We start from the raw sequence: 22,356 nt of genomic DNA, 5'->3' as shown, positions 1-22,356 counted from the left end.
CTTTGTGCTACTTCAGGTAGCCGGCCGAGCCGAACCAGTCGAGCGCGTCGCGCAGCCCTTCGCGGTACGGGCGCGCGCGGTAGCCGAGCTCGCGCTCGGCCTTCGCGGACGTGAAATACATCTTGTTCTTCGACATCCGCAGCCCGTCGACGGTCACGAACGGCTCCTTCTTCGTGAACTTCGCGACGGCTTCCGCGCCGACCGCGAGCGGGTAGAGCGGCCAGCGCGGCAGCGCGATCGTCGGCGCCTTGCGGCCCGTCATCTGCGCGATGTCGGCGAGCATCTGCTGCAGCGGCAGGTTCTCGCCGCCGAGGATGTAGCGCTCGCCGATCCGGCCGCGCTCGAGCGCGAGGAAGTGGCCGTGCGCGACGTCGTCGACGTGCACCAGGTTCAGCCCCGTATCGACGAACGCGGGAATCTTGCCGAGCGCGGCTTCGACGATGATGCGGCCGGTCGGCGTCGGCTTCACGTCGCGCGGGCCGATCGGCGTCGACGGGTTCACGATCACGGCCGGCAGCCCTTCGTCGGCGATCATCCGCTCGACCGCGCGCTCGGCCAGCACCTTGCTGCGCTTGTATACGCCGATCGCCTGCTCGGCGGTCAGCGGCCGGTTCTCGTCGGACGGATCGCCGGCGCTCGTGACCTTCAGCGTCGCGACGCTGCTGGTGTAGACGATCCGCTCGACGCCTTCCGCACGTGCCGCGCGCATCGTCGCGACCGCGCCTTCGAGGTTCGCGCGCTCGATCTCGTCCGGGTCCGGCGCCCACAGCCGGTAGTCGGCCGCCACGTGCAGCAGGTAGCGCACGCCGCGCAGCGCGGCGCGCATCGATTGCTCGTCGCGCATGTCGCCGGTCACGATCTCGGCGTCGAGATCCGCGACGTTCGTGCGCGGGCTGGTCGGGCGCACCAGCACGCGCACCGCATAGCCCTTCTGCTGCGCGATGCGTGCGACGGCCGAGCCGACGAAACCGGACGCGCCGGTGACGAGAACGAGATCGCGGGTGGTATCAGTCATGCGTTTCCTTCAGGGCCGCGCGCGGGCGGCGCGGCGGTTGTGCGTCGGCGAGATTGTACGTGGTCGGCGCGCGCGGCGACGCGAGCGCGGTCGATCGGCACGCGTGTATCGGCGAGCAGCCGGCCCGGTGCCGCGCGCTCGCGATGGCCGTCCCGGGCGACGGCGCCGAGCCGCGCAGCGGCGCGCGCGCGGCGGGCCCGCCGCGCCCGTGTGAGAAGCGGCCGACGCGACTACAATGCCGGGCTTGAATGGCATGCACGACGGGAGGGCGACGCGATGAGCCGCAATGAACTGGACGAACGGATCGAGACCTACTACGTGCGGGTGCGCGGCGTCGTGCAGGGCGTCGGCTTCCGTCACGCGACGGTGCGCGAGGCGCATGCGCTGAAGCTGCGCGGCTGGGTCGCCAATCTCGAGGATGGCAGCGTCGAGGCGATGATCCAGGGCCCCGGCGCGCAGATCGACCGGATGCTCGCGTGGCTGCGCCACGGGCCGCCGTCCGCGCGCGTGACCGAGGTCACGTTCGAGGAGTGCCGCATTGAAAAGCGCTTCGAGCGCTTCCAGCAGCAGTAAGGCGAAAACAACATGACGGGGTATCCGGAGGCCGGGCGCGGCATCGCGCTGTCGGTGATCGCATCGACGCTGTTCGCGCTGATGTCCGCGTACGCGAAACTGCTCGCGCCGCTCACGGGGCTCGACATCTTCGCGTGGCGCATCCTGTGGACCGTGCCGGGTGCACTCGCGCTGATCGCGCTGCGCGGCCGCTGGCCGGCGCTCGCCGAACTCGTGCGGCGCAGCGTGCGCGACTGGCGGCTGCTCGTCGCGCTGCCGGTCAGCGCGGCGCTGCTCGGCGTGCAGCTGTGGCTGTTCCTGTGGGCGCCGCTGCACGGGCGCATGCTCGAAGTATCGCTCGGTTATTTCCTGCTGCCGCTGACGATGGTGCTCGTCGGCCGCTTCTACTATCACGAACGGCTCGATCCGCTGCAGTGGATGGCGGTCGCTTGTGCGGCGCTCGGCGTCGCGCACGAGGTGTGGGCGACCCGTGCGTTCGCGTGGCCGACGCTCGTCGTCGCGCTCGGCTATCCGCCGTATTTCGTGCTGCGCCGGCGGATCAACGCGGATTCGCTGGCCGCGTTCGCGCTCGAGATCGTGCTGCTGTGCCCGGTCGCGTTCGCGATGGTGTCGGCGAGCCCGACGGCGGTCGCCGATCATCCGTGGCTGTGGGGCGCCCTGCTGCCGGGGCTCGGCGTGCTCAGCACGCTCGCGCTCGCGAGCTACCTGAAGGCGAGCCGGATGCTGCCGATGGCGCTGTTCGGGATCCTCGGCTACGTCGAGCCGGTGCTGCTCGTCGCGGTGTCGCTGCTGCTGCTCGGCGAAACGCTGAGCGTCGCGCAACTCGCGACCTACGGCCCGATCTGGGTCGCCGTCGCCTTGACCGCATGGCACAGCGCGATGCTGATGCGGCGTCTGCCCGCGCGCCGCTGAGCGCCGTCGCACACGCGCCGGCGTGTCGGCAACGCCGCGCGAAACGCGCCACGGATCGCGCATTCCCTCTGCCGCGATCGCGATGCTGGCAGCGGACTGGCATCGCGCTGACGCCAGGATGGCCGCGCCGCCACTTCTGTATCCGCAATGTCACCGCTGTAATCGAACAGAAGATTCCGTTGCACTTTGTTACTTAGGGTATCCCCGGACCGGCCGCTAGACTGATCTGACCGTCTTCTCTTCGTATGCAGCCTTTCCATGAACGGTCATCTCCGTGCCGGGCCGGCCGGGTTGGCGCGATGCGGGCATACGCGCACCGGCGCCGATCACGTTCGCCTGTTCTCTTCCGGATCTTCCGCTGGCGCGTACCGCGCCGTCTTCACGCAGGTGCGGCCATGTCGATGACGGTGCCTTCGCGTTCTTCCATCGTCCCGCCGAACCGCAGCGCCCGCCTGATCGAAGTCGATTTCTTCCGTGGAATCGTGCTGCTGATGATCGTCGTCGATCACATCGGCGCGAGCGTGCTGTCGCGCGTGACGCTGCACGCGTTCGCGCTGTGCGACGCGGCCGAAGTGTTCGTGTTTCTCGGCGGGTTCGCGACCGCCAGCGCGTACGGCGCGATCGCCGACCGGCATGGCGCGCGCGCCGCGCAGCGGCGCTTCGTGCGGCGCGCGATGCAGATCTACCGTGCGTTTCTCGCGACGTCGACGCTGATGCTCGTCGTGTCCGCCGTGCTCGACCACTACGGGATCGACGCGCCGAACCTCGCGCTCGACGACGTCAGCGTGATGCTCGCGTCGCCGCTTACCGGCGCGGCCGAGCTGCTCACGTTCCAGCGCCAGCCGTATCTCGCGTCGGTGCTGCCGATGTACGTGCTGTTCGCGCTCGCGTCGCCGGTGATCGTGCCGTTCGCGCGCCGCCATCCGTGGCTGCTCGTCGCGTTCAGCGCGGCGTCGTGGCTCGCGGCCGGCTGGCTCGGCCCCGAGCTGCTGGACACCGATTCGTTCCGCTGGAGCTTCAATCCGTTCGCGTGGCAGCTGATGTTCGTTGCCGGCGTGCTCGCGCGCTGCCAGCCGTTCTACCGGCACGTCGCGCTCGGCCGCTGGGGCGCCGCGGCGACCGGCGTCGCGTGCGCGGTCGTGCTCGGCTGCGCGAGCTACAAGCTGTTCTCGGGATTGCCGGTGCCGGAAGGCGTGCTCAAGCGCGATCTCGCGCTGCCGCGCATCGTGAGCTTCGCCGCGGTCGCGTGGCTGATGGCCGACTGCGTGCGCTACGGCTGGATCGCACGCATCGCGCAGGCCGTGCAGCCCGTCGTCGCGGTCGGCCGGCGCGGGTTGATGTGCTTCGTCGCGGGCGCGGCGATTTCGCTCGTCATCGATTCGCTGCTGCATCCGGTCGCGAGCGGCGCCGAGCTGCGGCACATCGGCGTGGGTCTCGCGGCCGACGCGTGCGCGGTCGGGCTGATGATGGCGGTGGCCGGTTCGGGAACGTGGTTCGCGCGCTGGCGCGGTGCGCCTGCGTGAGCGGCGCGGGAGAGTGGATGCGTGGGCGGGCGGCACGCAAGGTGCCGCGCGGCATCGGTGCGGTCAGTGAGGCGAGCCGATACGGGAGCGCGGGACGGTAGTCGCGTCGTCGGATTCGGCGTCGTCGCGCTCGTCGGCCTTCGGATCGTCCTGCTGCGCGAGCACCGCGTCGGCTTCGGCAGCGGCCCGGGCGGCGCGCACCGCGGTGCAGCGCTGCGCGTGCCGGATGTCCGACAGTATCCTCAACAGCCGAGTCGTTTTGCTTTTCATGATCTTCTCCCGCCAGTGCGCATCGCGACGGAGCGGATGCGCCGTTGCAACCAGTGTAGGACGTGCTGGCCGCGCCGGCAGGAGAATGTGGCGTGCACGCCGCACGCCGAGGGATAGTACTTACTGGGCCGAAGCCATCGCCTGCGCCTGCACCGCTTCTTCGTCGCGGCGCTCTTCCGCGCAGCGCTGATGCTGGCGCGACAGGCGGTTCATCATCGGCAACAGCAGCAGCGCGAGCAGCATGCCGATCGCGGCGAGCCAGCCGAGCTTTTCGAACAGCGACAGGTAGAGCGGCAGCGATTCGGTGGCCGGCAGTTCGTGCGACGGCATCTGCGCGAAGTTCGCGACGACGCTGCCCAGATACTGCGACACACCCGTCGCGACGAAATACGCGCCCATCATGAAGCCGCTCATGCGCGCCGGCACGTAGCGGGCGATCATCGCGAGGCCGAGGCCGCTCACGAGCAGTTCGCCGAGCGAGTAGAGGCCGTAGCCCCACACCATGAACCACGACGACACGCGGCCATCCACCGCGTAGCGGCCGCTGATCGTGAACACCAGGTAGCCCGCGGCGACCGCGCCGAAGCCGAGCGCGTACTTCGCGGCGACCGGCAGGTCGCGGCCGCTCTTCGACACCGCGTTGTAGATCCACACGAGCACCGGGCTCAGCATCATGATCCAGATCGGATTCAGCGCCTGGAACTGCGCGGCGCTCCACGTGAACAGCGTCGTGCCGAACAGGATGAAGCGCGGATCGACGTTGCGCAGTGCGAACAGCGTCAGCGACGTCGACATCTGCACGTAGAAGATGAAGAACAGGATCACCTGGCCGATCAGCACCAGCGCCGCGATCAGGCCCGCGCGCTCGGAGCGCTCCGACTTCGCGATCATGTACGCGAAGATCGCGAGGATCGCGAACGCCGCCGTCCACACGCTCGCGACCGCGAGCTGCTTGTGCTGCAGCACGTACAGCGTGATCAGCGCGAGCGCGACGCCGCCTGCCGCCACGGCGCCGAGGCGCTTCCAGCGGATCGGTTCGTCGTCCGGCTGCGAGCCGATGTGCGCGAGCGTGCGGTGCATCAGCATGAAGTTCAGGATCGCGAGCAGCATGCCGGCGCAGCAGACCGCGAACGCGGTGTGCCAGCCCCAGTGATCCTTGATCCACGGCGTCGCGAGCATCGACACGGTCGAGCCGATGTTGACCGCCATGTAGTAGATCGTGAACGCGCTGTCGATGCGCGCATCGTCGCCTTCGTAGATGCGGCGCACGAGGTTCGCCGCGTTGGCCTTGAACAGACCGTTGCCGACGACGATCACGCCGAGCGATGCGTACATGTACGCGAGCGCGTCGTTCGGCACCGCCAGCATCAGGTAGCCGGCGCACAGGACGGCCGCGCCGATGATCATCGTGCGACGGGCGCCGAGCACCTTGTCGCCGATCCAGCCGCCGATCGACGGCGACGCGTAGACGAGCGCGGTAAACGCGCCCCACGTCAGGTTCGCATGGCTGTCGGTGAAACCGAGCCGGTCGACCATGAAGAGGACCAGGAGCGCGGCCATGCCGTAGTAGCCGAAGCGCTCCCACATTTCGATGAGGAAGACCGTCGTAAACGATCGGGTTTGTGAAACAGGTGCGTGCATCATCAATCTCGTTTGAAACGGACGGCGCGGATCGCGCGTCGCCTTGGGGGTCGAACTGGCGCCGCAGCACAGTGGCCGGGTAGGCTTTGCGTCGGCGATGGAGCAGTCGGGCGGGTTAGCCCGGGCCGGGGTCGGACTCCGCCGGGTGAGGCGGGGCGAGGCCCCGACCGGCGCGCGAATGGTAACGTTTGCCGGTCCGGTGCGTCAGGTCCGCGCCACTCAGGGAAACTCCCGATATGGCAGCAGCTTTCAGGAACATTTGTCTCATCATCTACTTGTAAGCTTTGCGCCCGTTCTCCGCAAATTCCCGGAGAGCCGCTTGCAGCTTGCCTGTGAAGCCGGCGAGTCTGGCAAGATAGCGCGTCGTTTCGCTCGCTTCGTGCCCTGTTTAGTAGCACCGGGCTCAACACCGAAGACGTGTGCGAACCCGAAGATTAAGCCATCTCGAATTAACTTAGTTACTTTCCATCAAACATTTTTTGACGACCACTTTTCGGCCTGCTATGGTTCCCCCCACTGAAAACTCGCGAGCGGCAGACGCTGTCGCACTGGGCAGCAAGATTCGCGCGTTGCGCCAACGTCTGAAGCGCACGCTCGACGACACCGCTACCGCCGCGGGGATTTCGAAGCCGTTTCTGTCTCAAGTCGAACGCGGGCTCGCGTCGCCGTCGCTGACGTCGCTGGCCGGTATCGCACAGGCGCTCGGCGTGACGGTGCAGTACTTCGTGGATACGCCGAGCGAGGAACGCTCGGTGTGCAGAGGCGAGCAGTTGCGCTTCTTCGGATTCGCCGATTCGGCGAACCTGTTCGCGAGGCTGACCAACGTGACCGAAGGGCGTCAGCTCGAGGCGATCCTCGTGCGGATGCCGCCGGGACAGAAGCGGTCGGAGGTGACGACGCATGCAGGAGAGGAGTTCCTGTATGTGATTGAAGGGGAAGTGTCGCTGACGCTGGAAGGCAAGACCTTCGTCCTGCAGGCCGGCGACAGTTCGCACTATCAGTCGACGGTCCCGCACAGCTGGGTCAACACCGCGAAGGTCGAGTCGGTGGTGGTCTGGGTCGGTACACCGCGGCTGTTCTAACGCACGGGTATTCCTTCGTTTCTTCGACGGGATACCTGTCGAAAGAAACGTAAGGAATACTAAGATGCAATACGAGAACCACGGGCCTCCTCAATCGCTGCCCCCGTCAGCGTCTCACGCGTAATCCGCGGCATCCGCCGCGCGACGCTCACCGAACAACCTTCTCAAGACTGCCACGATGAAATCCTTGCATGCCATGTCGGCCGTGCTGGCCGCGCTCGCCCTGACGACGCCCGCCGCCCACGCCGTGACCGTTCCGTCGAACGTCGCGCTCGCTCCGCAACAGGACCTGACGCGACAGGTGCCGGCCGAAGTCGAGTCGCTCGACCCGGCGCACATCGAGTCGTGGACCGGCAACACGATCGGCCTCGACCTGTTCGAAGGGCTCGCGCGCATCGACGCGGCCGGCCAGGTGGTGCCGGGCGTTGCGCAATCGTGGGAGCGCAAGACGCCGCAGACGTGGATCTTCAAGCTGCGCCACGATGCGAAGTGGAGCAACGGCCAGCCGGTGACGGCCGCCGATTTCGTCTATTCGTGGCAGCGCCTCGTCGATCCGAAGACGGGCTCGAAGTACACGATCCTCGTCGAGTTCATCAAGAACTCGAAGGACATCATCGCCGGCAAGGCCGCACCGACGACGCTCGGCGTGCGCGCGGTCGACCCGTACACGCTCGAAGTGACGACCGACGTGCCGGTCGCGTTCTTCCCCGAGCTGACCGCGATGGCGCCGCTCGCACCGGTGAACAAGGACACCGTCGCGAAGTTCGGCGACGCATGGACGCGCCCGGGCAACATCGTCAGCAACGGCGCGTACCAGCTCGTCGACTGGCAGCCGAACAACCGCATCGTCGCGACGAAGGATGCGAAGTACTGGAACGCGTCGAAGGTCGTGATCAACAAGGTCACGTACCTGCCGATCGAAAGCGACGAAACCGCGATGCGCATGTACCAGGCCGGCCAGATCGACTACAGCTACTCGATCCCGTCGGGCATCTTCCAGCAGGTCAGCAAGCAGTTCGGCGGCGAACTGCGCCCGGGCCTGCAGCTCGCGACCTACTATTACTACCTGAACAACAGCGACGCCGCGCTGAAGGACAAGCGCGTGCGCCAGGCGCTGTCGATGGTGATCGATCGCGACGTGCTGACGTCGAAGCTCACGCAGGCCGGCGAGAAGCCGATGTACGGGCTGATGCCGAACGGCACGAAGGGCGTGCAGCCGTTCACGCCGGAGTGGGCGTCGTGGCCGATGGCCAAGCGTGTCGCGACGGCGAAGGACCTGCTGAAGCAGGCCGGCTATTCGGACGCGAAGCCGCTGTCGTTCACGCTCACGTACAACACCAACGACCTGCACAAGAAGGTCGCGTTGTTCGCCGCATCGGAATGGCGCACGAAGCTCGGCATCAACACGAAGCTCGAGAACGTCGAGTTCAAGGTGCTGATGAAGGAGCGGCATGACGGCAAGGTGCAGATCGCGCGCGACGGCTGGTTCGCCGACTACAACGACGCGATGACCTTCTTCGACCTGATCCGCTGCGGCAGCTCGCAGAACACCGTCGGCTACTGCAACAAGCAGATGGACACGCTCGTCGACGAAGGCAACCAGAAGCTCGACGACAAGGCACGCGCGGCGCTGCTCACGCAGGCGCACGACATGGCGATGAACGACACGCCGATGGTGCCGCTGTTCCAGTACTCGGCCGACCGCCTTGTGAAGCCGTACGTGGGCGGCTACTCGCTGAAGAACGTGATCGACATGCGTGCTTCGCAGGACATGTACCTGATCAAGCACTGAGCGGAGCGATCATGCTGGCCTACGCATTGAGACGCACGTTGTGGGCGGTGCCGACGATCCTCGCCGTCATCACCGTCTGCTACCTGCTGCTGCACTTCACGCCCGGCGGCCCGTTCGATACGGAGAAGCAGCTGTCCGCGGCGACGCTCGCGAACCTGAACGCGAAGTACCACCTCGACGAGCCGCTGTGGAAGCAGTACCTGCTGTATCTCGGTTCGCTGCTGCACGGCGATCTCGGCCCGTCGTTCCGCTACGTCGACTGGTCGGTGAACGATCTCGTGAAGAAGGCGCTGCCCGTGAGTCTCGGCGTGGGCGGCGTGTCGATCCCGATCTCGATCGTGTCCGGCGTGCTGCTCGGCACCGTCGCGGCCGTGCGCCGCGACAGCGTGATCGACCGCTTCGTGATGCTGATCGGCAACTTCGGCAACGTCGTGCCGCCGTTCGTGCTCGGCCCGGTGCTCGTGTGGATCTTCGCGATCCTGCTGAAGACGTCGGCCGGCAACGGCTGGCTGCCGGCCGGCGGCTGGGGCGACGGCGGCTGGCAGTACCGGCTGCTGCCGATCGTGCTGCTGACCTTCATCAACGTGTCGCTGCTCGCCCGCGTGATGCGCGGCTCGATGATCGAGACGCTGTCGAGCAACTACATCCGCACCGCGCGCGCGAAGGGCCTGCCGGGCTCGACGATCGTGCTGCGCCACGCGCTCAAGCCCGCGCTGATGCCGGTCGTGTCCCTGTTCGGCACGGTCTGCATCACGTCGATCACGGCGGCCGTCGTTACCGAGTCGGTGTTCGCGCTGCCGGGGCTCGGCCAGCTCGTCGTGAACGGCGCGATCAACCGCGACTACACGCTGGTGCTCGGCCTCGTCGTGCTGACGACCGTCTGCGCGGTGCTGTTCAACCTGCTGGTCGACCTCGCGTACGCGTGGCTCGATCCGCGCATCCGTTACTGAGCGAGGCACTGCGATGACCCCGACTACTCCCGTCGTCAGTCTGCCCGTGCAGACCGACTCGCCGCCGCGTTCGCGCTCGCCGCTCGCGCTCGCATTCGCGCGCTTCCTTCACAACCGCGCGGCCGTATTCAGCCTGGTGCTGCTCGCGCTGATCACGCTCGCGTGCTTCGCCGGCCCGTGGCTGCTCGCGGCCGACCCCGCCGCGAGCGACTGGGCCGCGATCAGCCTGCCGCCGACGCTCGCGAACCAGCACTGGTTCGGCACCGACGAGCTCGGCCGCGACCTGCTCGTGCGCACGCTGATCGGCGGGCGCGTATCGATCGAGGTCGGGCTGCTCGGCACGCTGGTGTCCGGCCTGTTCGGCGTCGCGTGGGGCGCGACCGCCGGCTTCGCGGGCGGCCGCGTCGATTCCGCGATGATGCGCGTCGTCGACATGATGTACGCGATCCCGTACCTGCTGATCGCGATCCTGATGATGACCCTGTTCGGCCGCTCGTTCATGCTGGTCGTGCTGACCATCAGCGCGTTCTCGTGGATCGACATGGCGCGCGTCGTGCGCGGCCAGACGCTGTCGCTGCGCAACCGCGAGTTCGTCGATGCGGCGCGTGCGATCGGCGTGTCGCCGGCGTCGATCGTGCTGCGTCACGTCGTGCCGAACCTGCTCGGCGTGGTCGTCGTGTACGCGACCGTCTCGGTGCCGAACATCGTGCTGACCGAATCGGTGCTGTCGTTCCTCGGCCTCGGCGTGCAGGAGCCGATGACGAGCTGGGGCGTGCTGATCCAGGACGGCGCGCAGAAACTCGAATCGATGCCATGGCTGCTGCTGGCACCGGCCGTCATGCTGTGCGTGACGCTCTACTGCGTGAACTTCGTTGGCGACGGCCTGCGTGACGCGCTCGACCCGAAGGATCGCTGAAGATGGCTGCGCTACTGGAAGTTGAAAACCTCGGCGTGCGCTTCACGCGCAAGGACGCAGCGCCGATCGACGCCGTGAGCGGCGTGTCGTTCTCGCTCGAAGCCGGCAAGACGCTCGGCATCGTCGGCGAATCGGGCTCGGGCAAGAGCCAGACCGTGATGGCGCTGCTCGGCCTGCTGGCCGGCAACGGCACGACGACGGGCGCCGCGCGCTATCGCGGCGACAACTTGCTCGACATGGATACGCGCGCGCTGAACGCGGTGCGCGGCGACCGGATCGCGATGATCTTCCAGGATCCGATGACGTCGCTCAATCCGTTCCTGACGATCGAGCGGCAGATGACCGAGACGCTGCAGCTGCATCGCAAGCTGTCGCGCAAGGAGGCGACGAAGCGCGCGATCGATGCGCTCGAATCGGTGCGGATTCCGGACGCGGCGCGCCGCATCCGCATGTATCCGCACGAATTCTCCGGCGGCATGCGGCAGCGCGTGATGATCGCGATGGCGCTGCTGTCCGAGCCGGAAATCCTGATCGCCGACGAGCCGACGACCGCGCTCGACGTGACCGTGCAGGCGCAGATCATCGACCTGCTGCGCGAGCTGAACCGCGAGCGCGGCACCGCGATCGTGCTGATCACGCACGACATGGGCGTGGTCGCCGGTCTCGCGGACGACGTGATGGTCATGTACGCGGGCCGCACCGTCGAATATGCGCCGGCCGAATCGATCTTCGCGGCGCCGTCGCATCCGTACACGATCGGCCTGCTCAACGCGCTGCCGCGCCTGACCGACGCCGACGACGCACCGCTCGTCGCGATCCCCGGCAATCCGCCGATGCCCGGTACCGCGCCGGCCGGCTGCGCGTTCGCGAAGCGCTGCACGTATGCGGAGGAGCGCTGCGGCGCCGCGCGCCCCGCGCTCGAAACCTATGGCGCGGCGGGCGCGGTGCGCGCGTGCCACCGGCCGCTGGCCGATCTGACGGGAGGTCTGCGATGAGCGGCGTTCAACACCGCCATGCGGGCGCGACGGACGACACGCTGTTGTCCGTCGACGATCTGAAGGTGCATTTCCGGGTGCCGCTCGGCGGCTATCCGTGGTCGCCGAAGGGCACGCTGCGCGCGGTCGACGGCGTGTCGTTCGACGTGAAGCGCGGCGAGACGGTCGGGCTCGTCGGCGAGTCGGGCTGCGGCAAGTCGACGCTCGCGCGCGCGCTGATCGGCCTCGTGCCGATGACGGCCGGCACGGTGCGCTGGCGCGGCGAAGCGGTCGCGCCCGATCACCTGCGCGGCACCGCGATGCGCCGCGAAGTGCAGATGATCTTCCAGGATCCGCTCGCGTCGCTCGATCCGCGCATGACGATCGAACAGATCGTCGCGGAGCCGCTCGTCACGCACCACACAGGCCTCGGCCGCGCCGAAGTGCGGCGCCGCGTGCTCGCGATGCTCGAGCGCGTCGGCCTCAACGCGCACCACCTGCTGCGCTATCCGCATGAATTTTCCGGCGGGCAGTGCCAGCGCGTCGGCATCGCGCGTGCGCTGATCGGCGAGCCGAAGCTCGTGATCTGCGACGAACCCGTGTCGGCGCTCGACGTGTCGATCCAGGCGCAGATCGTGAACCTGCTGCGCGATCTGCAACGTGAACTGTCGTTGTCCTATCTGTTCGTCGCGCACGACCTGGCGGTGGTGAAGGCCATCAGCCAGCGCGTGCTCGTGATGTATCTCGGCCGCGTGATGGAGTTCGGCGCGCGGCAGGACGTGTACGGCGTGCCGCAGCACCCGTACACGAAGGCGCTGCTCGATGCGGCGCCGACGCCGGAGCCGGCGCGCGAGCGTGCTCGCCGTCCGATGCTGCTGGCGGGCGAGATGCCGTCGCCGCTCAACCCGCCGTCCGGCTGCGCGTTTCGCACGCGCTGCCCGGTCGCGATCGACGCATGCGCGCAGGACGTGCCGCAGCCGGAAGTCCGGCACGGCTCGGCGGCGCGTGTCGCGTGCATCCGGGCGGGCGTGGCGGCGTGAAGTGAACCGCAGTGACGCAGCAAACATGACCAGGCAGGTCAACAGGGGCAGGGTGCGGCGCGAACGATCTTCGTGCCGCGGGTAAAGGCGCGTCCGTAACCGGGCTCGCCGGGGGGCCGGGAGCGGACCGCAACCGGCGTGGACGACATCAACACAAGACGAGAATTACGATGAAAAAGCAGAAGACGATCGGGACGGCATCGAAGATGCTGCTTGCATGGGTGCCGGCGCTCGCCGGCGTGTCGCTCACCGGCGTCGCGCACGCCGACGACGCGGTCCCCGCTCCGCTGACGGTCGCGCAGGCCGCACCGTCCGCCGGCGCGGGCACCTCGGTTGCGCAGGCAACGACCCCGAACGCCATTGTCAACGCGGAGGCGACCCAGGCCGTCACGCCGCCGGACGAACCGTCGGCGCAGTCGAAGTCGAACGGCTTCATCGCCGACAGCCACCTGAACTTCCTGTTCCGCAACTACGCGGACGTGCTCGACAGCAAGGGCGGCCCGCACCGCCATGCGTGGGTGCAGGGCGCAATGGCGAACTTCGAGTCGGGTTTCACGACCGGCCTGATCGGCATCGGGTTCGACGCATCGCTGTATGCGGCGCTGAAGCTCGACGGCGGCGCGGGCGCGGGCAGCATGGTGCACATCGCGAAGGGCGGCGGAGGCGGCAACCAGCTCGCGTGGGCGTATCCGGGCATCTACGACGTGAAGGCGCGCATCTCGAACACGGTCGTCAAGTACGGTCTGCAGGCCGTCGACAACCCGTTCATGGAACAGCACGACAACCGTGCGCTGCCGCCGACGTTCCTCGGTGCGACGATCGTCAGCAATGAATTCAAGAACGTGATGCTCGAGGCCGGCAGCTTCACGAAGACCGATGCGCGCGGCCATACGACGCTCACGAATCTGACGACGCAGTACGGCGGCACGCGCATCAACCGCCTGACCTACGTCGGCGGCACGTGGGACTACTCGCCGAACGGCGAAGTCGCGCTGTACGCGAACCAGGCCGACGACGTGTGGCACCAGTACTACGCGTCGGTGAAACACAGCATCGGCAGCACGCAGACGATCAAGTGGACGGGCTTCGGCAACGTCTACTCGACGCACGATACCGGCGACGCGCTGCAGGGCAAGATCGACAACAACGCGTACAGCCTGTCGATCGCCGCGCAGCACGGCCCGCACGAACTGCTGCTCGGCTACCAGCAGATCCTCGGCGACCAGTTCTTCGACTACCTGAACGAAACGAACGGTATCTTCCTGACCAACTCGATGGACGTCGACTACAACGCGCCGCACGAAAAGTCGCTGCAGCTGCGTTACACGTTCTACGGCAAGGAAGCCGGCCTGCCGGGCTTCAAGGCGATGCTCTGGGGCGTGACGGGCTGGGGTGCCGACGGCAGCGCCGGCGCCGCGAACGACCCGAGCAAGTCGAGCATCTACTGGAGCAACGGTGCGCCGGTGCAGGGCCGTCACCACGAGTTCGGCTTCATCCCGTCGTACACGTTCCAGAGCGGCAAGCTGAAGGACACGAAGGTCACGTTCATCGCGATGTGGCACAACGGGTCCGCGCACTACTCGGATGCGACGAACCGCGAATACCGGCTGGTCGTGAACGTGCCGCTGCACGCGTTCTGATCGAACGGGGAGGCAACGTCCCCCGGTCCGTGGTTTTCCCTTCTTGTGCGGCCGGCCTGCAGCCCGTGTGCTCAGGCCGGCTTGTGCAGCCCGGCCACCGGATCGTTCGCGGCCGGCATTTCTTCCACCAGCGACGTGAGCTGGCGCCCGGTGTCGCGCCATGCATCGAGGCCGCCGCGCAGCGGCAGCGCATCGGTGAAGCCGGCGTCGAGCAGCCGCTTGGCCATCAGCGCGGCCGTCACTTCGTTCGGGCACGAGCAGTACACGACGAACTTCTGCGACAGCGGATAGCGCGCGACGATGTCCGCGATGTTCCGCTCGTCCGCGAACTGCGCGCCGGGAATCGTGAACGGGTCGAGCTTGCGATGCTCGGGCGAGCGCACGTCGAGCACCACCGGTGCGGCCGGATCGCGCAGCAGCACATCGAGTTCGTCGACGCCGATCCGCGCGCTCGCCAGCTGGCGGATCAGCGCGCGGCGGCGCATCCAGCGCACGGCCGCGTAGATCGCCAGCAGCGCGACGATCACCAGCAGCACCGCGCGGCCGAGCCGGCTCGCGCCGGCGAACAGCCAGTCGATCTGCCGGTAGAACACCAGCCCCGCGACGAGCCCGACGATCGTCCACAGCGCGGCGCCGAGCGCATCGTAGCCGGCGAACGTGCGATAGCGCGTGCCGAGCGCGCCCGCCATCGGCACCGATACCAGCGACAACCCGGGAATGAACCGTGCTACCGCGAGCACGCGCACGCCGTAGCGGCCGAAGAAACGTTCGGTCTTCTTCACGCACGTATCGCGCGACAGCGACAGCCGGCAAATCGTTTTCAGCGTCGCGCCGCCGTAGCGCCGCCCGGCGACGTACCACACGGTGTCGCCGATCAGCGCGCCGAGCACCGACAGCGCCAGCACCGTCACGAGTTGCGAGCCGATCATCGCCGGATGCATCGCGGCCATCGCGCCGAACAGCACGAGCGTCGGCATCGCCGGCACCGGCAGGCCGACGGCCGCCGCCAGCACGTTGGCGAACACGAGAAGCGGCCCGTATTGGGCGACGAGGTCACGGAGCATGACGGCTGGCCGAAAAGGAAGCGCGTGAGGAGGATACGCAGATGGGCCGATTATCGGCCATTTTCAAGACGGCGGCGGGGAATGACGGAAAGCGCCTGGCGGCGTAATGGCAATGCGGACCGGACGGTGAGCCGGTGCTTTGCGCACGGCTCACCGGTCGACATCAGGAGGGTGTGCGTGCGAGCGACGCGGCGCCGTGGTTTTCGCCGGGCAGCTCGGCGCCGTGCGAGCGGATTGCCGCGATCAGTTCGGCCGGCGTGATCTCGTAGCGGACCTCGCGGTGAATGCCGGGCTTGCGTTCGTCGATCTCGATCAGCAGCACGCTCTTGCCGTCGCCGGTCGATTCGAGCCGGAGCGAGCGCAGTTCACGGCCGTCGGCCGGGTCGTGTTCGGTGAGCAGGGTCATTGCCCCGGATGAGCCGGTAGTGCGCATCGAACCTATCCTCGTTGTCGTTTGTGCCGGGTTGGCGAAGATGTCGTTGTTGAATGCAGCTTGACGAAGTTTAACGCGAACGGGCCGCGACACCGAGCATTTTCGTGGCCGCGAAATGAGGGCTGCACCACCTATCCCTCTGATGTTTGAGCCGCGCCGGGCGGGCGTTTCAGCCCGATCGGGCCGCGCCGCGCGCGGCGCCCGGGCGGTGTCGCGGCCCGGGCCGGCGCGCGTGCCGTCAGAAGCGGTCGGCGAGTCCCATCGCCGGGTCGCTGACCGAGTGCCGGCCGGTTTCGACGCGGCCGGCGATGCGGCGCGAGAAGCTCGCATCGCTGTCGGCGGTGACGACGAAGTCGTACCAGTGGCCGGTCGAATCGAGCTTCCAGTGCAGTTCCGACTGCTCGCCGGCGCGCACCGTGACCGTCCATGTCGTGCCCGCATCGTGGCCGGGGCCGCGATCGTCGTTCGCGCCGCGGCCCGGCAACGGGCCATACACCTCGTTCGACTTCACCGTGAAGCGCACCGCACCGCCGCCGTGGTTGCGCAGCCGCAGATGCAGGTTGCCGCTCGCGCCCGCGTAGCCGACCCGGATCTCCGGATGCGGCGCGCGCGCGCCGGCGAGCCGGGCCAGGTCGCCGGTGAAGCGGCGGTGATAGCCGTTCGGGCCGAGCACCCACAGGTCGTATTTGCCGCCGTCGTCCGCGAGCGCGGCCCAGTCGCCGCGCAGCGACTTGTCCGGCTCGACGACGTAGCGGCGCGGCACGCGCTCGAGGTGCAGCTTGTCGTACACGTGGAACACCGCCGCCGCGCGGCCCGTGTTCGCGAACTTCAGCGTGACGATGCCCTTGCCCGTGTCGACCTGTGCGCTCGCATGCAGCTCGTACGGCAGCGCGCGCGACGGGCGCACGCCGACGGCCTGCGCGGGCAGCGACGGCGCGGCCGGCGGCGTGATCTTCGGCGCGGCCTGCTGCGCGGCGCTCAGCGCATCGACCCGGCTCTTCGTCGTGCGGCCCGCGAGCGTCGGCAACGGCTCGTGGTTCGGCGCGCGGAAGTTGAACGCGCTCGTCAGGTCGCCGCACACCGCGCGGCGATACGCGCTGATCTGCGGTTCGACGACGCCGAAGCGCTTCTCGAGGAAAAGCAGCGTCGACGTATGGTCGAATACCTGCGAGTTGACCCAGCCGCCGCGGCTCCACGGCGACACGACCCACATCGGCACGCGCGGGCCCGGGCCGTACGGGCGGCCGTCGGCCGCGGGCTGGCTCGACGTTGCCGGCGCGAAGTCGTGGTATTCGACGGCGACGTCGGCAGCCGCGAGCGTATGGCCGCCCGCGAGCGAGCCGTCCGCGTTGCGCGACGGCACGGCCGGCGACGGCATATGGTCGAAGAAGCCGTCGTTCTCGTCGTAGTTGATCAGCAGCACGGTCTTGCTCCACACGTCCGGATTCGCGGTCAGCGCGTCGAGCACCGCCTGCACGTACCACGCGCCCTGCGCGGGGCTCGACGGCCCCGGGTGTTCGCTGTACACCGACGGCGGAATGATCCACGACACTTCGGGCAGCGTGCCGTTGCGGATGTCGTCGCGAAACGTTTCGAGAAAGCCGTACGGCATCGTGTTGCCGAAGCCCTTCGCGAGCGGGCTCAGCGGATCGTCGATCGCCGGATCGTAGAACGCGCCGGCGGCCGTCACCGGCTGCGTGATGTCCGTCGACGCGACGTATGCCGGCCGGCGCGCGGGCGGCATCTGTTCGATGGCCGCGCGCCAGTGGCGGAAGCTCATCATCTCGTTGCAGCCGAAGTTGTCGATCAGGCTCTGATAGACCTTCCAGTTCACGCCGGCCTGCTGCAGCCGGTCGGCGTAGGTCGTCCACGTCCAGCCCTGGCTCGACGGGCCGATGTCGTTGCCGCCGTTGAACTGGTTGTTCAGCGCGGCGACCTTCACGCGGCTGCCGTCGGCCGGGCTGATGCCGTTCGGGCCGTTGGTGCCGCTCCAGTAGAACAGCCGGTTCGCGATCGTGCCGGTGTGCATCCCGCAGTGGTAGTGGTCGCACAGCGTGAACGCGTCGGCGAGCGCGCGCTGGAACGGCACTTCCGCCGCGTCGTAATAGCCCATCGACAGCGGCGTCTTCGCATCGGGCCAGCGGTTCATCCGGCCGTGGTCCCACGCGGCCTGCGCGTCGGCCCACGTGTGCGGCGTGCCGCCCGCGCGCTGTGCGTTGCCCTGGCTCGCATCGAGGTGATACGGCGTGAACGTCGTCGCGGGCGTCGTTTTCGTGTAGGTCTGGTAGAACACGTCGCGGCCGTTCGGCGACGGCACCGCGAAGCGGTCGCCGTAACCGCGCACGCCCTTGAACGTGCCGAAGTAGCCGTCGAATGCGCGGTTCTCCATCATCAACAGCACGACGTGCTTGACGTCGTTGATGGTCCCCGTCTCGTGAAACGCGGGAATCGCGAGCGCGCGGCGGATGCTCGGCGGAAACGCGGACAGCGCGGCGGCGGCGAGGCCCGAGGTGGCGGTCTGCTGGAGGAACTTGCGGCGTGACGTCATGGCGTTCTGATCCTTGGAGGTGGGAGCGTTCTCGTTGTGCCCGTGCGTCGTCCCCGTGGGGCGGCACGCGATGCGTGTGCGTTCGAATGCGTCGGCCGTTGTCGCGATCCTGCGCGCCGCACGCATCGTGATGCGCGGGACAGGACGCCGGCACACGCGGGCCCGGCGAGTGCCGGGCAGGGCGGCGCCCAGTCTAAGGAGCGCAGATGACGTCGACGTGATGAGGAAGTGACATCACGCGTCGCATCGGCTACGTTGCGTGCGCAACCAATCGAAGGCGTGATGTGGCGCATGCGGAATGGTCATGAATTACCGGTTTCCATCGACGCGAGGAGGAAGGAATTGCCGATTGGATGGAGTTCGCGTGACGCCGTGTGGTTGCGCGGGCAACGGTATCGCTTCATCGCCGGCCGTGTTTCATTCGCTTGAAATCGGATAAGCTCGATGCGTCGTCGCGAGCGCGCGGCGACATGCATCGACCCGATCCTTTCGACTCTACCCAGTCATGACCGATATCACGATCCGGCACAGCGAGACGCACGACGTCGACGCGATCCGGCAAATCGTCGCGCAGCCGGCGGTGTACATGAATACGCTGCAGCATCCGTTTCCATCGCACGAAAAATGGCTGCAGCGGCTCGAGCGCCTGCGCGAACAGGGCGTGAGCCTCGTCGCCGAAAGCGACGGCACGGTGGTCGGTCACCTCGCGCTGCATCCCGAACAGAATCCGCGCCGGCGCCATGCGGCATCGCTCGGGATGATGGTCGATGCGTCGCATCACGGGCGCGGCATCGGCAGCCGGCTGCTGGCAGCCGCGATCGACCTCGCCGAGAACTGGCTGAACATCACGCGCCTTGAGCTGACGGTGTTCGTCGACAATCCGGCGGCGATCGCGCTGTATGAAAAGCACGGCTTCCGGATCGAGGGCGAGGCGCCGGACTACGCGCTGCGCGACGGCGCATATGCGTCGGTATTCCAGATGGCTCGGATCAAGGGAAGGCTGTAGGCGACGCGTGGCGCGCCGTTGCGCCGCGCGGGGGAGGCGCGCCTCGGCGATGCCGTGCGGCGTTTCCGGCACGCATCCGGGCACAAGATCGTTCGGCAGGGCGGACCGCTGTCGATGAAGCTGCGCGTGCAGCTCGGACGCGTCGTGGTGCCTGCGCGCATATGAACGCGGTCGGCGATACCGCACGTCATATCGATTCGAGAATTCATTCGTTCTCAACCAGCCGTGCGAATCGTATCGTCGGGCGATTTGCCGCGCGGTCCGGCGCCGCGACGAACCGGCAAACATCCGCGCGGGCCGCACCGCAAGCTTGCGCTCGCCGTATCCCCGTATCCGCAACACGATCACGTTTCGGTGGGTCATGGACCGTCGTCAGCTTTTTTTGACTTCCGCCGTCACGGCGCTGCTCTCTTTTCTCGCCCACGCCGCCGGCAACGCAGCGCTTGCGCAGCGGCGGCGGTCCGGTTGGCGCGATCGTCGTGGCTCGCATGGTTGCGTGGGATGCGGTGTGCGCGGCGGAGGTCGGCCGCGGGTTTCAGTGTCGGTGCGTGCGTGACGCGTACGGTCGATTCCGTGTGGCGTCGCGCGCGCGTCGATGCGTTTCATTGTTGCGTCGTTTCGTCGTGTTTTCGCTTTGCTGTTTCGCGCGCATCGGTGCGCCGCCGCCGACGTGCCGCGTCGAAATCGTCGCGCGACGCCGCTTCCCGCAACCGTCTTTTTCAACGGAATCCGTCTCGATGAAAATCGTTCTCCGTAATCTGACTGCCGCGTGCCTGCTCGCCGCCGCGGGTGCTGCGCTCGCCGCCAACGTGCCGCAGGACGCCGCCGTATCGAACGCGTCGCGCGATGGCGCGCATCTGCCGCCCGGCATCGCGTGGCAGCACGGTGACGTCGACGCCGCGTTCGCGCTGGCGAAGCGCACCGGCAAGCCGCTGCTGCTGTACTGGGGCGCGGTGTGGTGTCCATCGTGCAACCAGGTGAAGTCGACGATCTTCAGCCAGCAGGCGTTCAAGATGCGCTCGTCGTTGTTCGTGCCCGTGTATCTCGACGGCGATACCGCAAGCGCGCAGAAACTCGGCGAGCGCTTCAAGGTGCACGGCTATCCGACGATGATCCTGTTCCGCCCGGACGGTACCGAAGTGACGCGGCTGCCGGGCGAAGCCGATCTCGATCGCTACATGCAGGCGCTGTCGCTCGGGATGACGGCCACGCATCCGGTGCGGCAGACGCTCGCGACCGCGCTGAACAACGGCGCAGCGCTGACGCGGGACGAATGGCATCTGCTCGCCGACTATTCGTGGGATACCGACGGCGCGCTGCCGGTGCCGGCCGACCGTGTCGCGGCGACGCTGCAGACGTTGTCGCAACGTGCGCGCGCGGCCGGCGCGAAGGCGGATGCCGCGCGGTTTGCGCTGAAGTCGGCGGTGGTCGCGGCGTCGGACGATCCCGCGCAGGCCGGTGCGCTCGACAAGGCCGCACTCGGCGATGCGCTGCGTGCGGTGCTGCGCGAGCCGGCGCTCGCGCGGGCCGACTCGGACGTGCTGATCGCGGCGCCCGCGCGCGTGGTCGCGTACCTCGGCAGCGATGCCGCGCAGCGTGCGACGTTGCGCGCCGCGTACGACGGTGCGCTTGCGCGTCTGTCGACCGACGCGACGCTATCGTCGATCGACCGGCTGATGGCGTTGCACGGCCGCGTGCTGCTCGCGCGCGGTGATGCGCACGGCGGCGCGCCGCTCGCTGCGCCGGCGCTCGTCGGGGCCGCCCGCAAGCAGATCGCCGCGTCGGTGCAGGGCGCCGCGAACGCGTACGAGCGGCAGGCGCTCGTCAGCGAAGCGGCGGACACGCTGACCGACGCAGGGCTGTACGACGAATCGGATGTGCTGCTGAAGGCGGAATTGCCGCGTTCGTCGACGCCGTACTACTTCATGTCGGGGCTGGCCGCGAACGCGAAGGCGCGTGGCGACAAGGCCGCGGCGCTCGCCTGGTACCGCAACGCATACGAATCGGCTAGTGGATCGGCGACGAAGCTGCGTTGGGGCGCGACCTATTTCGCGAATGCGGTCGCGTTGGCGCCGGACGATGCAGCGCGGATCGAAGGGATCGCCGCGAGCGTGCTCGTGCAGGCCGGCCAGACGCGCGATGCGTTTTACGGGGCGAACCTGCGGGCGCTCACCAAGGTCGTCACGCAACTGAACCGCTGGCGCGGCGGCGGTGCGCACGATGCGTCGGTCAGGTCGGTCGTGAAGCAGTTCGACGGAGTGTGCGCGAAGCTGCCGGCGGGCGACCCGCAGGCAGCGGCATGCGCGAAACTGATTCAGCCGGTGAAGGCGTAACGGCGTGAAGGCGTAACGGCGTAACGGCGTAACGGCGTAAAGGCGTAAAGGCGTAAAGGCGTAAAGGCGTAAAGGCGTAAAGGCGTAAAGGCGTAAAGGCGTAAAGGCGTAAAGGCGTAAAGGCCTAAGGCCTAAGGCCTAAGGCGTAAGGCGTAAGGCGTAAGGCGTAAGGCGTAAGGCGTAAGGCGTAAGGCGTAAGGCGTAAGGCGTCGCAGTCTGGCCGCTTCACGCCGCTTTACTCCAACGGCTTACTGGCGGGATTCGGACGATGCGCCGCGATCGTTGCCGTACCCGGCATTCTGCTGGCGGGCGATCTTCGCTTCGGCGGACACGATGCTGGCCGGGTAGAACCAGTCGCTCGGCTGGAAGCCGGCCTGCTTCAGCGCTTTCACTTCGGCATGGACCTGCGCGCGCGTCAGCGGCGGGTTCGACTGTGCGTGCGCGGCGAGCGGAGCGGTTACGGCCAGGGCGATGGCAACTGCATGGATCAGGCGCTTCATGACGGGAACCTCCATGTTTCCGACTGGGCGGCCGGCGTTCGTTCGACTTCGTCTGACGAAGCGGCAGCAGGTGAAAACAGTGTAGGTCCGCTCACGCGCGGGAAAAATGCGATCGCTTCCAACGCAGTGTTCTGCTGCCGGCAA

At 67.8% G+C, this 22,356-nt stretch carries 19 protein-coding genes; 12 read left to right on the top strand and 7 right to left on the bottom strand.

The window, feature by feature from the left end:
• Window positions 1-7: 7 nt before the first annotated feature.
• A complete protein-coding gene (hpnA, locus tag Q3A80_RS28725; protein WP_151065038.1) occupies window positions 8-1,015 on the bottom strand; it encodes a hopanoid-associated sugar epimerase in 1,008 nt (335 codons plus the stop codon).
• Window positions 1,016-1,291: 276 nt separating this feature from the next.
• On the opposite strand from hpnA, the gene Q3A80_RS28720 reads away from it, so the two are divergent.
• From Q3A80_RS28720 to Q3A80_RS28710, 3 genes are all read left to right on the top strand, one after another.
• Window positions 1,292-1,588 carry an acylphosphatase gene (locus tag Q3A80_RS28720; protein WP_446332183.1) on the top strand — a complete coding sequence of 99 codons (297 nt, stop codon included), beginning with the start codon at window positions 1,292-1,294 and terminating at the stop codon, window positions 1,586-1,588.
• 12 nt (window positions 1,589-1,600) lie between these two features.
• Entirely contained in the window at window positions 1,601-2,500 is a 900-nt protein-coding gene (gene rarD, locus Q3A80_RS28715; RefSeq protein ID WP_446332182.1) for an EamA family transporter RarD, read from the top strand.
• 401 nt (window positions 2,501-2,901) lie between these two features.
• Window positions 2,902-4,023, top strand: coding sequence for an OpgC domain-containing protein (locus Q3A80_RS28710; RefSeq protein WP_446332181.1), 1,122 nt, complete (start codon window positions 2,902-2,904; stop codon window positions 4,021-4,023).
• Between the two features lie 63 nt (window positions 4,024-4,086).
• On the opposite strand, the gene Q3A80_RS28705 is transcribed toward Q3A80_RS28710, so the two are convergent.
• The gene (locus Q3A80_RS28705; RefSeq protein ID WP_446332180.1) at window positions 4,087-4,293 is read right to left on the bottom strand and encodes a hypothetical protein; all 207 of its coding nucleotides are present in this window, start codon (window positions 4,291-4,293) and stop codon (window positions 4,087-4,089) included.
• Between the two features lie 120 nt (window positions 4,294-4,413).
• Complete coding sequence (locus Q3A80_RS28700) at window positions 4,414-5,937, bottom strand: peptide MFS transporter (protein ID WP_446332179.1); 1,524 nt, start codon at window positions 5,935-5,937, stop codon at window positions 4,414-4,416.
• Between the two features lie 500 nt (window positions 5,938-6,437).
• On the opposite strand from Q3A80_RS28700, the gene Q3A80_RS28695 reads away from it, so the two are divergent.
• From Q3A80_RS28695 to Q3A80_RS28665, 7 genes are all read left to right on the top strand, one after another.
• Entirely contained in the window at window positions 6,438-7,016 is a 579-nt protein-coding gene (locus Q3A80_RS28695; RefSeq protein WP_446332178.1) for a cupin domain-containing protein, read from the top strand.
• A gap of 178 nt (window positions 7,017-7,194) precedes the next feature.
• Window positions 7,195-8,808: a peptide ABC transporter substrate-binding protein gene (locus Q3A80_RS28690; protein WP_446332177.1), complete on the top strand. Its 1,614-nt coding sequence runs from the start codon at window positions 7,195-7,197 to the stop codon at window positions 8,806-8,808.
• Between the two features lie 11 nt (window positions 8,809-8,819).
• Window positions 8,820-9,758, top strand: a complete 939-nt coding sequence (locus tag Q3A80_RS28685) for an ABC transporter permease subunit (protein ID WP_446332176.1) — start codon at window positions 8,820-8,822, stop codon at window positions 9,756-9,758.
• 13 nt (window positions 9,759-9,771) lie between these two features.
• A complete protein-coding gene (locus Q3A80_RS28680; RefSeq protein WP_446332175.1) occupies window positions 9,772-10,674 on the top strand; it encodes an ABC transporter permease in 903 nt (300 codons plus the stop codon).
• 2 nt (window positions 10,675-10,676) lie between these two features.
• On the top strand, window positions 10,677-11,669 hold the full coding sequence (locus tag Q3A80_RS28675) for an ABC transporter ATP-binding protein (protein ID WP_446332174.1): 993 nt from the start codon (window positions 10,677-10,679) through the stop codon (window positions 11,667-11,669).
• A complete protein-coding gene (locus tag Q3A80_RS28670) occupies window positions 11,666-12,688 on the top strand; it encodes an ABC transporter ATP-binding protein (protein WP_446332173.1) in 1,023 nt (340 codons plus the stop codon). The genes Q3A80_RS28675 and Q3A80_RS28670 overlap by 4 nt, the downstream gene beginning before the upstream one ends.
• A gap of 170 nt (window positions 12,689-12,858) precedes the next feature.
• Entirely contained in the window at window positions 12,859-14,328 is a 1,470-nt protein-coding gene (locus Q3A80_RS28665; RefSeq protein ID WP_446332172.1) for an OprD family porin, read from the top strand.
• Between the two features lie 71 nt (window positions 14,329-14,399).
• Here the strand turns inward: Q3A80_RS28665 and Q3A80_RS28660 are convergent, their stop codons facing one another.
• From Q3A80_RS28660 to Q3A80_RS28650, 3 genes are all read right to left on the bottom strand, one after another.
• A complete protein-coding gene (locus tag Q3A80_RS28660; RefSeq protein WP_446332171.1) occupies window positions 14,400-15,392 on the bottom strand; it encodes a DedA family protein/thiosulfate sulfurtransferase GlpE in 993 nt (330 codons plus the stop codon).
• 163 nt (window positions 15,393-15,555) lie between these two features.
• Complete coding sequence (locus Q3A80_RS28655; protein WP_040138862.1) at window positions 15,556-15,825, bottom strand: hypothetical protein; 270 nt, start codon at window positions 15,823-15,825, stop codon at window positions 15,556-15,558.
• A gap of 238 nt (window positions 15,826-16,063) precedes the next feature.
• On the bottom strand, window positions 16,064-18,373 hold the full coding sequence (locus tag Q3A80_RS28650; protein WP_446332170.1) for a phosphocholine-specific phospholipase C: 2,310 nt from the start codon (window positions 18,371-18,373) through the stop codon (window positions 16,064-16,066).
• Window positions 18,374-18,878: 505 nt separating this feature from the next.
• On the opposite strand from Q3A80_RS28650, the gene Q3A80_RS28645 reads away from it, so the two are divergent.
• Window positions 18,879-19,379 carry a GNAT family N-acetyltransferase gene (locus Q3A80_RS28645; RefSeq protein WP_446332169.1) on the top strand — a complete coding sequence of 167 codons (501 nt, stop codon included), beginning with the start codon at window positions 18,879-18,881 and terminating at the stop codon, window positions 19,377-19,379.
• A 737-nt stretch (window positions 19,380-20,116) separates the two neighbouring features.
• On the top strand, window positions 20,117-21,712 hold the full coding sequence (locus Q3A80_RS28640) for a thioredoxin family protein (RefSeq protein WP_446332168.1): 1,596 nt from the start codon (window positions 20,117-20,119) through the stop codon (window positions 21,710-21,712).
• 248 nt (window positions 21,713-21,960) lie between these two features.
• Here Q3A80_RS28640 and Q3A80_RS28635 read toward each other — a convergent pair whose 3' ends face one another.
• Window positions 21,961-22,212, bottom strand: a complete 252-nt coding sequence (locus Q3A80_RS28635) for a DUF4148 domain-containing protein (protein ID WP_446332221.1) — start codon at window positions 22,210-22,212, stop codon at window positions 21,961-21,963.
• Window positions 22,213-22,356: the final 144 nt, after the last annotated feature.

It is taken from the genome of Burkholderia sp. SR8, assembly GCF_052851275.1.
The sequence above is the reverse complement of the archived record's forward strand: the minus strand, read 5'-3'. Positions and strand labels throughout refer to the sequence as shown.

Excerpts from the sequence above, each read along its gene's own strand:
- Q3A80_RS28690 (WP_446332177.1), top strand. The coding sequence starts at position 7,195 with ATGAAATCCTTGCATGCCATGTCGGCCGTGCTGGCCGCGCTCGCCCTG.
- Q3A80_RS28635 (WP_446332221.1), bottom strand. The coding sequence starts at position 22,212 with ATGAAGCGCCTGATCCATGCAGTTGCCATCGCCCTGGCCGTAACCGCT.
- Q3A80_RS28640 (WP_446332168.1), top strand. The coding sequence starts at position 20,117 with ATGAAAATCGTTCTCCGTAATCTGACTGCCGCGTGCCTGCTCGCCGCC.
- Q3A80_RS28675 (WP_446332174.1), top strand. The coding sequence starts at position 10,677 with ATGGCTGCGCTACTGGAAGTTGAAAACCTCGGCGTGCGCTTCACGCGC.
- Q3A80_RS28665 (WP_446332172.1), top strand. The coding sequence starts at position 12,859 with ATGAAAAAGCAGAAGACGATCGGGACGGCATCGAAGATGCTGCTTGCA.
- Q3A80_RS28655 (WP_040138862.1), bottom strand. The coding sequence starts at position 15,825 with ATGCGCACTACCGGCTCATCCGGGGCAATGACCCTGCTCACCGAACAC.
- Q3A80_RS28710 (WP_446332181.1), top strand. The coding sequence starts at position 2,902 with ATGACGGTGCCTTCGCGTTCTTCCATCGTCCCGCCGAACCGCAGCGCC.
- Q3A80_RS28685 (WP_446332176.1), top strand. The coding sequence starts at position 8,820 with ATGCTGGCCTACGCATTGAGACGCACGTTGTGGGCGGTGCCGACGATC.
- Q3A80_RS28695 (WP_446332178.1), top strand. The coding sequence starts at position 6,438 with ATGGTTCCCCCCACTGAAAACTCGCGAGCGGCAGACGCTGTCGCACTG.
- Q3A80_RS28680 (WP_446332175.1), top strand. The coding sequence starts at position 9,772 with ATGACCCCGACTACTCCCGTCGTCAGTCTGCCCGTGCAGACCGACTCG.
- Q3A80_RS28645 (WP_446332169.1), top strand. The coding sequence starts at position 18,879 with ATGACCGATATCACGATCCGGCACAGCGAGACGCACGACGTCGACGCG.
- Q3A80_RS28700 (WP_446332179.1), bottom strand. The coding sequence starts at position 5,937 with ATGATGCACGCACCTGTTTCACAAACCCGATCGTTTACGACGGTCTTC.
- Q3A80_RS28720 (WP_446332183.1), top strand. The coding sequence starts at position 1,292 with ATGAGCCGCAATGAACTGGACGAACGGATCGAGACCTACTACGTGCGG.
- Q3A80_RS28650 (WP_446332170.1), bottom strand. The coding sequence starts at position 18,373 with ATGACGTCACGCCGCAAGTTCCTCCAGCAGACCGCCACCTCGGGCCTC.
- rarD (WP_446332182.1), top strand. The coding sequence starts at position 1,601 with ATGACGGGGTATCCGGAGGCCGGGCGCGGCATCGCGCTGTCGGTGATC.
- Q3A80_RS28705 (WP_446332180.1), bottom strand. The coding sequence starts at position 4,293 with ATGAAAAGCAAAACGACTCGGCTGTTGAGGATACTGTCGGACATCCGG.
- Q3A80_RS28670 (WP_446332173.1), top strand. The coding sequence starts at position 11,666 with ATGAGCGGCGTTCAACACCGCCATGCGGGCGCGACGGACGACACGCTG.
- Q3A80_RS28660 (WP_446332171.1), bottom strand. The coding sequence starts at position 15,392 with ATGCTCCGTGACCTCGTCGCCCAATACGGGCCGCTTCTCGTGTTCGCC.
- hpnA (WP_151065038.1), bottom strand. The coding sequence starts at position 1,015 with ATGACTGATACCACCCGCGATCTCGTTCTCGTCACCGGCGCGTCCGGT.